The organism is Nocardia sp. 852002-51101_SCH5132738 (assembly GCF_001665695.1).
GTDB lineage: Bacteria > Actinomycetota > Actinomycetes > Mycobacteriales > Mycobacteriaceae > Nocardia > Nocardia nova.
The window spans coordinates 1-12688 of record NZ_LZML01000066.1 but is presented as its reverse complement, the minus strand read 5'-3'; the positions used below and the strand labels follow the sequence as shown (position 1 = coordinate 12688).

Sequence of the window (12688 nt, the reverse complement as noted above, 5' to 3'; positions counted from 1 at the left end):
GCAGATCTCATGTGGGCAGACTCATGTGAAGGGGGCGGCACCCTCACAGCTGACCGGCGAGATCGCTGACCGGTATCGGTTCCTTTCCCGGCGGCACCAGCAGAATCGGCCGATGGCAGTGCTTCAGCACGGCCTCGGCCACGCTCGAATGCAGCAGGGCGCGGATGCCGGTGGAACCGCGCGTACCGGCGACGATGATGTCCACATTCAGCTCGTCTGCCACGTCGACGATGGCGTTCCAGATGGTCGAGGTGCATTCGGCGGTTCGGGGCTCCGCATTCAATCCCGCCAATTTGGCCAGCCGTACGCCCTCGGCATTGATCTGTTTCGCGTCGACGTAGGCGATATCCTCGATCTCCTCGTCCGGCAGCCATTCCGGCTGCATCACACCGGAAAGTCCGGACAGCCGCGCGGCCTGGCGCACCATCGGCTCCCATGCGGTGAGCACGACCGCCTTGGGCGCGGACAAGAATCGCCCCGCATATTCCACGGCCCGCTTCGCATTCTCGGATCCGTCGTACGCGATGAGCATCAAGTCGCAAGTCATGCCGACCTCCCGGACATCCGTGCCGTGCGCATGCGGGTTGTTCCGAGACTACCCGCGGCCCCGAGAGTACTCGGGCGATCAGCGTAAATGCGGGATGTCGATCGGTATTCGCCGATTCGATTCGAAACCGTTCCGTTCCGTCACCGGATTCGGTCCGGACCGAATGCGACCATTCGGTCCGGACCGGCCGGACTGTGTCCTGAACCTCACTCGTGGCTGACAATTCGCGCGTGATTCACCGAATCACGTGTAACTGCTGTGATTTCCGGTATTCACTGGAACAACCGACGAACGGAGCCGGGGCACGGCGCCGGGAGATGGACAGTGAGTGAGGTGCATCGTGCGATTGAAAGAGATTGCTACGCCACAGGATTGGGCGGACACCTACCGCGAGCTGTTCGGATTACCCTACGTGCGCGTCACCTCGCCGGGATATGTCGTGTTACCTCTCGGCGACTCGGTCGCCGCGGTGAATACGCCGGAACCGCTCGGTGCGCTGGTACTCGGTGAATTGACCGTGCGCGGGATTCCGGGGCCGGTGCTCGTGCGTGAACACCCGCCGCGTCGAACGTTTATCGCGGTATTCGACGGATATCCCGATGTGGACCGGACACTGCGATTGGAACGCCACGGCGTCGATATCGGATCCCATCGCAGCAATGTCATTCTGCCCACCGGATTCGGGCGGCACACCCATGAGGGCCGGTGGTGGGCGCGCGCGCCCCAGCGCGACGAATCGCTGCCGCTGCTGTCGGAGGTCGTGGCAGCGGTGGAGCGCATCGCGGCATAGCACGACGACCGGGGCACGACGACCGGGGCACGACGACCGGGGCACGACGACCGGGGCACGACGACCGGGGCACGACGACCGGGCCGGCGTCCGGCGGCGCCGCAATCGCGAGGCTATCGGCGGGTGCGCAACTCGTAGCGGCGCTCGGCATAGGCCAGGTCGTCGCGCCAGAGGCGGGCCGCCGCGTGGTTGATCAGCGGCCGCAGCACCGGGAGAGCGCGGTGCGCGTGCCGGAAACCGGGGCGAGGCGAGTGTGCGATGACCGCTTCGATCACCGCGGTGCGAGGCCGGCCGTCGGGGCCCGGGCCGAGCGGGGTGGCGTGAGTTTCCACCACGCTGCCCGCGCCTTCGCCGCCGACGATGCGCATGACGATCGTGCGCGGGTCGGGACAGGTGAATTCCGCTTCGACCGGAACGCCGAGACCGCGGGTGACGCGGAAGGTGACGGTGAGCAGGAAGCGATGATCGTCCTCGCCGAGGTGCTCACGCGGGGGTGTCCGAGTGACATCCAGGCGGGTGAAGGAGTACGGGTGGAGCCATCCGCCGTGCCACGGATCGAGCCGGTTGGCGACGATGTCGCTCGGCTCGCAGATGCCCGTCGACCGATTGACCGCGTGCACCGTGGTGTCGTCGGGCCGGGCGCCGACGACCGGCGCCTCGGTCGGCGTGTGCCCGCCCACGGCGTCCAGGCGTACCCAGGCGAGCACGCCGTCGTCGTGGCAGGGGAACGGTGACCACCGCGGCCCGCCGTCGGCGCCGATTCGCAGGCCGTGCCAGCGGCAGATCAAGGTGCCGTTCTCGACCCGGCCGGTCGCGAGCGACGCACCGAGGTGCGGGCACGCGCCGGGGCCGACCAGCAGGCTGCCGTCGCGGTCTCGCCAGGCGACGATCTCGACACCGCCGACGGTCGTGCCGAACGGCCGCCCCGCCCGGATCGCGCGACTCGCCGCGAACACGTACCAGTTTCCGCTGGGCAATCGCTGGGACCAGTCCAGTGTCGCGTCGATCAGGGCAGGATCGGCGTCGCGGTAGGTGGGCCGCTGTCGCGACCACTCTTCGGCGGCGAAACGTCGCAGTGGAATGTTTTTCACCCGGCCGGTGAGCTGGAGCCGATGGTTCACGACGAATTCCTTTCCCGGAGCGCGAGGGTGCGCAGGACGACCGAGCGGCCGCGGTTGGGCACCGTCTGCAGTGAATGACCGGCTGCCCGCCAGTGTTGCGCCAACGTCGACGCCGCGAGCCAACCGGTCGTCGCGGCGCGTTCCATGAGGGCCACCGGAAGATCCACTCGTATGCCGTCGCCTGCCAGCATCAACCGCGGGTGCGGGGTGGTGACCTCCGGCCGGTTGGCGAAATCGCCCGGCGCGAAACGGGGGCAGTCCCGGCGCCACAGCGTGCGTTCCGCCACGACCCGCGCCTGCCTGGATTCGGGGTAGATCTCGTGCAGTCGTGCGTACAGCCGTTCTCGCACCGCCTCCCGTACCGATGTGCCGGGTAGTTCGGGCGCAGCCGCGTAGGCGTGCAGTTCCACGACGCTGCCGCCCCGTTGCCGGGCCCATCGGGCAGCGGCGCTCTCGTAGCGATCGACGACACTGATGTTGTCGATCGGGCTGAGGTTGCCGGTGGCGAGGAAGCTGGGCCGGTCGCGGCGCAACGGCCGGTCCAGCCAGAGCCGGTGGACGACGAAGGCCGGGGCGAGCGCCAATGCGGCGACTCGCTCGCGCCATTCGGCAGTCCCCAATTCCGGTGACGCGGCGACAATGTCGCGCAGACCGGCTACGTCGGCGGCGAGTACGACGGCATCGGCGGACAGACCGGACCCGTTGTCGGCGTGCAGCCGGAAACCGGGGCCGTCGGTGTCGATTCGGGTGATTCCGACGCCGGTGTGGAAGTCGACACGGCCGGGACGTCCGGCGACGTCCGGCGCGGTGAGATGGTCCCGCAGCGGATTCCACAGGCCCACATCGAAATTGTCCCGAATCGTGTCGAAGACCAAACCCTCGCTGGAGCCCAGGAAGTAGATGTGGAACATCGTCGCCAGTTCGGCTGCCGACATCTGCTGGGGAGCGGCGAAGAAGCTGCGAGAAAAGACGTCGAAGGCCAGATGCCGCGCGGCAACCGGGAAATTGATGCGCTGCAGGAAGGTATCGGCGTCCACGTCGTCGAGCTGCCGATAGATCCGCGGTACCGACACGGCGGCCAGCGGCGCCGCCGCGGAGGGGTCCATCCGGATCAGGTCGCGCAGCCGGAAGGTGGGACTGCGCAACGCGAACGCCACCGCGTTCCAGGGAGGGGTGCGGGGCAGATGACGGAAACCGTCCCGGCGGCCCTGCGCGTCGATCAGCGGATAGTCGTCGACACGTTGCCACCTGGTCAGCCCGGGATCGCTGCGCGACAACAGCTTTCGCAAATTGTAGTACTGTGGAAAGAAGGCGTGGAAACCCCGGTTCATGGCGAGCGCGGTGCCGTCGGGCAGCGTCTCGGTCCATCCGCCGACGCGGCCGCCGAGATATCGCTCGCGTTCGATCACGTCGACTCGAAATCCCCGTTCGGCCAGCCCTGTGGCCGCGGCCAGACCCGCGATGCCCGCGCCCACCACCGCCACTCGTGGTCGCGGCTGCCCGCCCGCGCCGACATCCATTCGTCCCGGCGCGGCCGGGAGCCGGACCCGCCGCGGATCCCGCCCCAGCCCGTCGTGAGCCGACCGGGTTCTCATGACGGCGATCCCTCCTGCCGTTGCCGCGCCCGCTCCCAGCAGAGCAATACCGCTGTGACCAGGGCGAATCCGAAGAAGAAGTCCTCCACCGGGATATCCCAGGGAAACCGGATCCCGAGTATGTGGTCCGGGTTGTACAGCACGATCGGCGCGCTGAGCTTCGTCAACCACCCGTCGACCGGTATCTGGAAGCCGAGCACGATGACCATCGATATCCAGTAGGCGGGGCGCCGCAGCAATCCGGTGCGCAGCACGGTCCATTCGGCGACCCACACCGCCGGCACCGCCGCCACAGCGGGCACGGTGTACGCGAATATTCCGACGCTCATCGTCTGCCTCGCAGTGCCGGGCGCCGGCCTCGTTCGCTGCCGAGCAGCGCTTCGACGGCGACGAAGGTGAAGAGCCCGCAGATCGGAACAACCAGGAAGAACAGCACTTCCTCGAGCGGTATCGAGCCCGGCAGGGTGATGCCGACCAGGTAACGGCTGTCGAAACTCCATACGCCACCGGCGATCGCGAGCAGATCCCAGGTCAGGAAGAGCAGAGCGGGCGGTATCAGCGCGGCCGCCAGTAATCGTGGCCGGCGATACACGCCGCGGCCGAAGCATTCCAATGGCGCGGTCAGCGCCAGACAGGCCATGAGGAGGAACAGGTAATGCCAATGCGCCATGCCGACTCCTACCGTCGTTCGTTGATCCTGTGTCCGCGTTCCGGCCGGCGGCGGGCCCACTGCGCGTGCGCCAGACCGGTGGCACCGACATACGCCCGGCGAAGCTTGCCGACGGTGGCGCGCTGCCCGAAGACTTCGAACCCGCCGTGTTCGATGCGATCCAGAATCTCCGAATAGAGCTGTAGAGCCGTCGCCACGCACGGGCGGGAACGGGGTGCCAGGAGTTCGATCCCGTCCCGAGCGTAGGCATATATCTCCCGGGTGCGGGCATGTTGCTCGGCCAGCGCGTCACGCACCCGGGAATCGCTGTGCCGTTGTTTCCGGCACCACATCAGCAGATCGCGGTCGACGCCGTGCGCCGCCAGCTCGTCCGCGGGCAGGTAGATCCGGCCGCGCGCCAGATCCTCGTCGACATCGCGCAGAAAGTTGGTGAGCTGGAAGGCCTTTCCCAAGGCGGCGGCATATGGCTCGGCTGCCGGCGCGGGGCCGACGGTCCCCAGTATCGGCAGCAGTTGCAGCCCGATCACCTCCGCCGACCCGTAGATATAGCGGTCGAGCGCCTTCCGGTCCGGGTAGTCGGTGACTGTCAGATCGAGGCGCATGGATGCCAGGAAGGCCTGGAACAGTTCGGCGCGGATGTGATGCCGTTGGGCGGTATCCAATACCGCGGCCAGCACCGGATCGGCATCGCCGTCACCGGCCTCGAGTTGCGCTGCCAACTGCGTCAAACGCGCCTCGCGGCGGTGAACGGTCCAGGCCGGATCGAATTCGTCGAGTATGTCGTCGACGCGGCGGGCGAATCCGTACAGCGCGTGCACGGCGGGCCGCTGATCGGGCGCGAGCAATCTGGTTGCCAGGAAGAAGGTCTTGCCGTGGCGAGCGTTGAGAGATCGGCAATATCGGTACGAGTCACGCAGTCGCGGATCGGTGATGCCGGCCGCCTCGAGTTCGGTGCGGGTCACAACGCCTCCCCTCGGGGCCGCACACCCGTGGTCGTGTCCGCGAGTACGGACTCGATGGTGTCGAAGGGCTTGTGCTGTGCGATTTCCCTCGCCAATCGACGCGCCGCCACGCGATAGCCGGTGTCGCCGAAAACGCGGTCCACCGCCGCCGCGACCGCGGCCGGTGCGGGCGCGGCGCCACCGAGATCGATGCCCGCGCCGGTATAGGCCACGCGCGCGGCGACTTCCGGCTTGTCCGCGGTGCCACCCGCGACGATCACCGGGATGCCGTGACGCAACGCATGGTGCACCCCGCCGTAACCGCCGTTGGTGATCACGAGGTCGACATGCGGCAGCAACTCTGCGTACGGAACGAAATCACGCACGTGAATATGCGCGGGCAGCGGGCCCAGGCTCGCGTCCTTCCCGCCGGTGCTGACCACGACGACCAGATCCGGGCGCCGCGCCAGCGCTGCCAGCGCGGGCCGGAGCAGCTGATCGGGATCGCCGTTGTCCCAGGTGCCCTGGGTGAGGTGTACGACCCGGCGGTGGTCACCGACGGACTTCCAGTCGGGGGACGCCTCGAACCCGTCCGCCGACGCCGGAATCGGTCCGGTGAACACCACCGAGGACGGAAGATCGCGCCGAGGGTATTCGAAACCGGGGACGGTGAACTGCAGTATCCGGTCGGCCAGGATCGGCCAATCGAGCAGGAAGACCGGGGCCGGCGGCATGCCGAGTTCGGCAAGAATCGCATTCAACCTCGCCTGCGACGGGCGGAACAGTACGTGGTGCACGAAACGATTCATCCGCGTGTAGTCGCGCCCGGCCCGTGGCTGCCATCCCACACCGAACGGCGGGCAATCGGCGCTGGAGAGCGTGAGCGGTCCGACTCCGCACACCAGGACCGGCGGTCGGGGAGCATCGGACACGAGCAGGGGTATCGCACCGCTGAACATCGAATCCACCAGCACGGCGTCGAAATGCCCGCGGGCCAGCTCGGAGGACAGCGCTGTGTACTGGGCCGTGAGGGGCGCGAGAAAGATCGAACTCAGTTCCGCCCGGCCGATCCGCAGACGTCGGCCGAGCCCGCGGCCCGCTCTCGAAGCCACGGGACGAACATCGGCCGCGCGCGGTAATTCCGCCGCCGGCACGCCGTGTTCGATCGCGAATTCGCGAAATCGAGCTCCGGTGAGCAATCGGACTCGGTGCCCGCGCCGCCGAAGTTCGCCCGCGACGGTGGCCAGCGGCAGAACATGACCGGGTATGGGACTCGCGGCCAGCAAATATCGTGCCATTCCACGGTTCCTCGCTGATCGTGGCCGGATCGCCTCGGCGGTGTCCGCCCAGGATGTCGATCCGGCCTACTCTGCGCCGCGCTGACACTGCACGCGGCAGCAACCGTCACGTCGAGCTCAGTGAAGAAGCGTTCGGGCACCACATCGATCGGCGACGTGTTGCCCGTACGACACGAGATTTTACGGTAGAACGCCCGGCCGGTTCAGGCGATCGGGAACAGGCAGGCGACGGCGAGTGCCAGGACCAGGCACGGCATCGGATACGGCAGATGCGCGTACCAGCGCGCCCGCACGATGGTGATCACCGCGCCGACGAAATACAGCACGAGGCCGACGGCCGCGGCGATGCCGATCGCCGGGATCGCCAGGCCGACCAGCAACCCGAGCGCACCCGCGGCCTTGATCGCCGCCAACGGCATCAACGCCCAGTCCGGCACCCCGTAGCTGCGCATATTTCCGCGCACCCAGTCCGGGTTGACGATGTCGACGACGGTCGCCCCGAAGACGACCACGGCGGCGACGATCGTGACGGTCACGTATGCGGTGTGCATGACACCCTCCTGCTCGTTCGGCGCCCTGATCTGCGATGGTGAAGGTGTGGGCCGAGCCCACTGCGCGGGCGAACAGGGCGAATCCGTCCCACATCGAGTTCGACGTGCGGCGACCGAGAAAGGTGACCGGTGCGCGATCGGGACGAGCTGGCGCGGCGCTTCGAACGACACCGCGACCTGCTGCGCGATATCGCCTACCGCATGCTGGGCTCGCTGCACGAGGCCGAGGACGCGGTGCAGGAAGCCTGGCTGCGCCTCGATCGGGCCGCGAGCGCGACCGAGACGACGCGCGGTGAGCGAGGTGTTGCGGACGGGTCTGCGGTGAAGGGGCGTGCGGTGGACGGGCTCGGGATCGACAATCTCGCGGCGTGGCTCACCACCGTCGTCTCGCGAATCTGTCTGGACCAGTTGCGTTCCCGGACCGCCCGGCGGGAAGAGTTCGTCGACCCCGTGGACCGATCCGCCGCGCTCGACTCCGCCGGCACCGAGGCCGGCTCTCGGTCCGGCGCCTTCACCGAACCGGAACCCGAAGCGCTACTGGCCGATTCGGTCGGCCGCGCGATGCTGGTGGTGTTGCACGCGCTGAGCCCGGACGAGCGCGTCGCCTTCGTACTGCACGATATGTTCGCCGTCCCGTTCGGCGATATCGCCCCGATCGTGGGCCGAACCACGGCGACGACGAAGAAGCTGGCCAGTCGCGCCCGGCAACGGGTGCGGGGCGACGGCTCGACGCCCCCGGCCGAACTCGCCCGTCATCGTGAGGTGGTCACCGCATTCCTGTCGGCGGCACGGGCAGGCGACCTCGGTGCCCTGCTCGCGGTCCTCGCGCCCGATGTCGTGCGTACCGCGGACCCGGCGGTTCTGCCGCCCGGCATCGCGGCGGTCGTGCGCGGCGCCGCCGCCGTGGCCGAGGAAACCGTCTTGCTGCGCAACCGTTCCCAGGTCGCGGGTGTGGCGCTGATCGACGGCGCGGTCGGTGTCGTCGTCGCCCCGGCCGGGCGTCTCGCCGCGGTCCTGCTCGTCACCGTGCGCGGCGACCGGGTCATCGCCTACGACGTCGTCGCCGATTCCGAGCGACTCGCCGCGCTGACTGTCACCGTGTTGCCCGAATACGGGACAGCGCCGGTTCGGCCGTAGCCGAACCGGCGCTGTCCCGGTTGTCGAATTCCTATGTCACCGAAGTGAAGTCGCGGATCAACGCTCCAGGATCGCGACCACACCCTGGCCGCCGGCGGCGCAGATGGAGATCAGCGCGCGTCCGGAACCCTTCTCCGCCAACTGCTTCGCGGTCTGGGCGACGATGCGTCCACCGGTCGCGGCGAACGGGTGCCCGGCGGCCAGCGAGGAGCCGTTGACATTGAGCTTGGTGCGGTCGATCGCACCGAGGGCTCCGTCCAGACCCAGGCGCTCCTTGCAGTACTGGTCGGATTCCCACGCCTGCAGGGTGGCCAGCACGACCGAGGCGAACGCCTCGTGGATCTCGTAGTAGTCGAAATCCTGCAGGGTGAGGCCGTTGCGGGCGAGCAGGCGCGGCACCGCGTAGGTCGGCGCCATCAGCAGGCCGTCCGGACCCCAGACGTAGTCGACGGCGGCGACTTCACTGTCGACGAGGTAGGCCAGCGGCTTCAGGTTGCGCTCGGCGGCCCACTCCTCGCTGCCCAGCAGCACTGCGGAGGCGCCGTCGGTGAGCGGGGTGGAGTTGCCGGCGGTCATGGTGGCACTCGGGTCTTTTTCACCATTGCCGAGCTTGTTGCCGAACACCGGCTTCAGGGTGGCCAGCTTCTCCAGCGAGGAGTTCGGGCGCAGGTTGTCGTCGCGGGTCAGGCCCAGGAAGGGGGTGACCAGGTCGTCGAAGAAGCCGCGGTCGTAGGCGGCGGCCATGTTCTTGTGCGAGAGGTAGGCCAGTTCGTCCTGCGCCTCGCGGGCGATGCCGAATTCCTTGGCGGTGATCGCCGCGTGGTCACCCATCGACAGGCCGGTGCGGGGCTCGGCGTTGCGCGGGATCTCGATGCCGACCATGCTCGGGCGCAGCCGGCCCACGAGCTTGACGTAGTCCTTGTTGTTGCGCGCCCGGTTGGCGTCGAGCATCCATTCACGCATGGATTCGCTGACGCCGATCGGCGCGTCGGAGGTGGTGTCGGTACCGCCGCCGATACCGGCCTCGATCCGGCCCAGCGCGATGGCGTCGCCGACGGTGACGATCGACTGCAGGCCCGTGCCGCAGGCCAGCTGCAGATCGTGGGCGGGGGTGTAGGGCGACAGTTCGCTGCCCAGCACGCTCTCGCGGACCATGCCGTGCTCGCCGACGCGCTTGAGCACCGCGCCGCCGACGACCATGCCCAGCCGCTCGCCCTGCAGCCCGAACCGGCTGACCAGGCCGTTCAGCGCGGAGGTGAACATGTCCTGGTTCGAGGCGCGGGCGTAACGGCCGTCGGATCGCGCGAACGGGATCCGATTACCGCCGAGGACGGCGACAGGTTTGGCCTGCTTGGCCTTGTCGGCCCGGCTGCTCGATGGTGCGGTCTTCGCCGAACGGGCTTTGGTAGTCACTCGAGTCTCCTTGGAGGACGGTCGGGCCGGCGGAGCTTGCGGAGCCGGCGGGTGGGTAGGCACTGTCTCGTCGGGTTTTCTGGGGCCGGAGCCGGGAATGCCGCATATTGGGGACGAAGTCGGTAACCCGGCCGACTGTATTGCCGGCGATTCCGTCGGTTTACATTAAACTTACTCTGGAGTAAGTTAATTGTCGACACCGTACCCCGGAGATGTGGGCTACAACGCGCGGGGTAGTGGGGAAATACGGAAACGGCAGACGTCCAGATCGTCCACATTCGACACAAGGAGAAGGTAGGAACAGTGGCAGCCAGCAAGAGCAAGGGTGCTCCCAACCTTTACGGTTCGTTCGTCAATTCCGCCCCCGGCGCCTTCCTGGCCGGCAAGTTGGGCCTGCCGCAGCCGGAGAAGCTGCGCCGCTACACCCCGGGCGAGCCGGCGTTGCCCGGCCCGGTCCTGCTCGGCGGTAAGGGTCGCGTCGCCGACGCCGCGCGCACCCTCTTGTCGGACTACACCTTCGTCGACGCCCCCACCCAGGGCGTGAAGCTCGGCGCGCTGGTGTTCGACGCCACCGGCATCGGCACCGTGGAGGAACTGTCGCAGCTGTTCGAGTTCTTCCAGCCGGCCATGCGCTCGATCGCCCCCTCCGGCCGCGTGCTGGTCGTCGGCACCACGCCGGAACTCGCGGGCAGCGTCGACGCGCAGATCGCGCAGCGCGCGCTGGAGGGTTTCTCCCGCAGCGTGGGTAAGGAACTCCTGCGCGGCGCCACCGCCAACCTGGTCTACCTGCACCCGGAGGCCGCCGCGGCCGCCACGGGTCTGGAGTCGACCCTGCGCTTCATCCTCTCGGCTAAGTCCGCGTTCGTCGACGGCCAGGTCTTCCGGGTCGGCAAGGACGACAACGCCGCGGCCGGCATCGACTGGACCAAGCCGCTCGACGGCAAGGTCGCCGTGGTCACCGGCGCCGCCCGCGGTATCGGCGCCACCATCGCCGAGGTGTTCGCCCGCGACGGCGCCACCGTGATCGTCGCCGACATCCCGGCCGCCGGTGAGGCGCTGTCGCAGACCGCCAACAAGGTCGGCGGCACGGCGCTCGCGGTCGACGTCACCGCCGCCGACGCCGCGGACAAGATCGCCGAATTCGCCACCGAGCGCTTCGGCGGCGTCGACATCATCGTGCACAACGCCGGCATCACCCGCGACAAGCTGCTCGCGAACATGGACGCCGCCCGCTGGGACGCCGTGCTCAACGTCAATCTCGCCGCGCCGCACCGCATTACCGAGGGCTTGGTGGCCAAGGGTGCGCTGAAGGAGGGCGGCCGGGTGATCGACGTGTCCTCGATCGCCGGTATCGCCGGTAACCGCGGCCAGACCAACTACGGCGCCTCCAAGGCCGGTGTCATCGGCATGGTGAACGCCGAGGCGCCCAAGCTGGCCGAGAAGGGCATCACCATCAACGCCGTCGCCCCCGGTTTCATCGAGACCGCGATGACCGCCGCCATTCCGGTCGGCACCCGCGAGGCGGGCCGGCTGCTCAGCTCGCTGCTGCAGGGTGGGCAGACCGTCGACGTCGCCGAGACCATCGCCTACTTCGCCAGCCCGGCCTCGAATGCGGTGAACGGCAACATCGTTCGCGTCTGCGGCCAGGCCATGATCGGAGCCTGACGTGGCAACCCGGACCCTCTCGCTGAACGAGCCGCCCAAGACCGGCAGCCTGTATCTCAAGGCCGCCCTGGGTGCCGTTCCGCTGCCGCTGGTGTCGGCGCGCAAGTCCCAGATTCCGGACCGCGCGGTCGAGTGGAACGGCGTCCGCGTCGATCCCGACCACCTCGCCGCCTACTGCCACGCGACCGGGCTGCGCTTCGGCGACTCCCTGCCGCTGACCTATCCGTTCGTGCTCACGTTTCCCGTGGTGATGCAGCTGGTGGTGGCCCGGGACTTCCCGTTCGTCGCGGTCGGCGCGGTGCACGCGGAGAATCTGATCGAGCGCACCCGCGAGATCTCGGTCAGCGAACCGCTCGACATCCGCGCCCACGTGGAGAATCTGCGGGAGCACCCGAAGGGTCTGCTGGTCGATGCGATCAGCGAGATCAGCGTGGGTCGGGAACTGGTGTGGCGGCAGGTCACGACCTTCCTGCACCAGCAGCGCACCTCGTTGTCCGGTGGCCCGAAGGCCGCGCCGCCCCCGGACGAGGTGCCTCCGCCGCCGCTGCGCAGGCTGAAGGTCGACCAGGCGATGATCCATCGCTACGCGGCCGCCTCCGGTGACCGCAACCCGATCCACATGTCGGCGCTCGGGGCGAAGGCCTTCGGCTTCCCGCGCTCCATCGCCCACGGCATGTGGTCGGCCGCCGCGATCCTCGGCGTGATCGAAGGCCGGGTGCCCGCGAAGACGTCGTACGCGGTGAAATTCGGTAAGCCGATCCTGCTGCCGTCCACGGTCAACGTCTACGCCGACCGGACCGCCGAGGGCTGGGATCTGTCGCTGAAACATCCGAAGAAGGGCTACCCTCATCTGACCGCGACGCTGCGCTGAGCAGCGAACGGCACGAGCAGCCGCCCACCTTTTCGCCTCCGCCACATATCGAATCCCCCATGCGATCCGATATGCGGCCGCCGAGAAGG

General features: G+C 68.4%; 13 protein-coding genes. 4 read left to right on the top strand and 9 right to left on the bottom strand.

Annotated features, from left to right (window positions below; genetic code table 11):
* Positions 1–43: 43 nt before the first annotated feature.
* Positions 44–547 carry a universal stress protein gene (locus tag A5789_RS10015; RefSeq protein WP_030514240.1) on the bottom strand — a complete coding sequence of 168 codons (504 nt, stop codon included), beginning with the start codon at positions 545–547 and terminating at the stop codon, positions 44–46.
* A gap of 340 nt (positions 548–887) precedes the next feature.
* Here A5789_RS10015 and A5789_RS10010 point away from each other — a divergent pair, with 340 nt between their 5' ends.
* Positions 888–1337, top strand: a complete 450-nt coding sequence (locus A5789_RS10010) for a hypothetical protein (protein WP_146100745.1) — start codon at positions 888–890, stop codon at positions 1335–1337.
* A 113-nt stretch (positions 1338–1450) separates the two neighbouring features.
* Here the strand turns inward: A5789_RS10010 and A5789_RS10005 are convergent, their stop codons facing one another.
* The 7 genes from A5789_RS10005 to A5789_RS09975 form a co-directional block, all read right to left on the bottom strand.
* Positions 1451–2458 (bottom strand): DUF5914 domain-containing protein, encoded by a 1008-nt coding sequence (locus tag A5789_RS10005; RefSeq protein ID WP_064906209.1) that lies wholly within the window; start codon positions 2456–2458, stop codon positions 1451–1453.
* Positions 2455–4053: an FAD-dependent oxidoreductase gene (locus tag A5789_RS10000; RefSeq protein ID WP_064906212.1), complete on the bottom strand. Its 1599-nt coding sequence runs from the start codon at positions 4051–4053 to the stop codon at positions 2455–2457. Before A5789_RS10000 ends, A5789_RS10005 begins: the two co-directional genes overlap by 4 nt.
* A complete protein-coding gene (locus A5789_RS09995; RefSeq protein WP_063011436.1) occupies positions 4050–4382 on the bottom strand; it encodes a lycopene cyclase domain-containing protein in 333 nt (110 codons plus the stop codon). Before A5789_RS09995 ends, A5789_RS10000 begins: the two co-directional genes overlap by 4 nt.
* Positions 4379–4723 carry a lycopene cyclase domain-containing protein gene (locus tag A5789_RS09990; protein WP_030514245.1) on the bottom strand — a complete coding sequence of 115 codons (345 nt, stop codon included), beginning with the start codon at positions 4721–4723 and terminating at the stop codon, positions 4379–4381. Before A5789_RS09990 ends, A5789_RS09995 begins: the two co-directional genes overlap by 4 nt.
* 8 nt (positions 4724–4731) lie before the next feature.
* The gene (locus A5789_RS09985; RefSeq protein WP_064906214.1) at positions 4732–5685 is read right to left on the bottom strand and encodes a phytoene/squalene synthase family protein; all 954 of its coding nucleotides are present in this window, start codon (positions 5683–5685) and stop codon (positions 4732–4734) included.
* Entirely contained in the window at positions 5682–6962 is a 1281-nt protein-coding gene (locus A5789_RS09980) for a glycosyltransferase (RefSeq protein ID WP_063011432.1), read from the bottom strand. Before A5789_RS09980 ends, A5789_RS09985 begins: the two co-directional genes overlap by 4 nt.
* A gap of 203 nt (positions 6963–7165) precedes the next feature.
* Positions 7166–7513: a DoxX family protein gene (locus A5789_RS09975; protein ID WP_063011430.1), complete on the bottom strand. Its 348-nt coding sequence runs from the start codon at positions 7511–7513 to the stop codon at positions 7166–7168.
* A gap of 129 nt (positions 7514–7642) precedes the next feature.
* Between A5789_RS09975 and A5789_RS09970 the strand changes: the two genes are divergently transcribed.
* Complete coding sequence (locus tag A5789_RS09970; protein WP_064927193.1) at positions 7643–8650, top strand: sigma-70 family RNA polymerase sigma factor; 1008 nt, start codon at positions 7643–7645, stop codon at positions 8648–8650.
* 57 nt (positions 8651–8707) lie between these two features.
* Here A5789_RS09970 and A5789_RS09965 read toward each other — a convergent pair whose 3' ends face one another.
* The gene (locus tag A5789_RS09965; RefSeq protein ID WP_064901735.1) at positions 8708–10063 is read right to left on the bottom strand and encodes an acetyl-CoA C-acetyltransferase; all 1356 of its coding nucleotides are present in this window, start codon (positions 10061–10063) and stop codon (positions 8708–8710) included.
* A gap of 303 nt (positions 10064–10366) precedes the next feature.
* Between A5789_RS09965 and A5789_RS09960 the strand changes: the two genes are divergently transcribed.
* Together A5789_RS09960 and A5789_RS09955 are read left to right on the top strand one after the other, a co-directional pair.
* The gene (locus tag A5789_RS09960) at positions 10367–11728 is read left to right on the top strand and encodes a 3-oxoacyl-ACP reductase (protein ID WP_082856781.1); all 1362 of its coding nucleotides are present in this window, start codon (positions 10367–10369) and stop codon (positions 11726–11728) included.
* 1 nt (position 11729) lies between these two features.
* Positions 11730–12599, top strand: coding sequence for a MaoC family dehydratase (locus A5789_RS09955; RefSeq protein WP_064901736.1), 870 nt, complete (start codon positions 11730–11732; stop codon positions 12597–12599).
* Positions 12600–12688 lie beyond the last annotated feature (89 nt).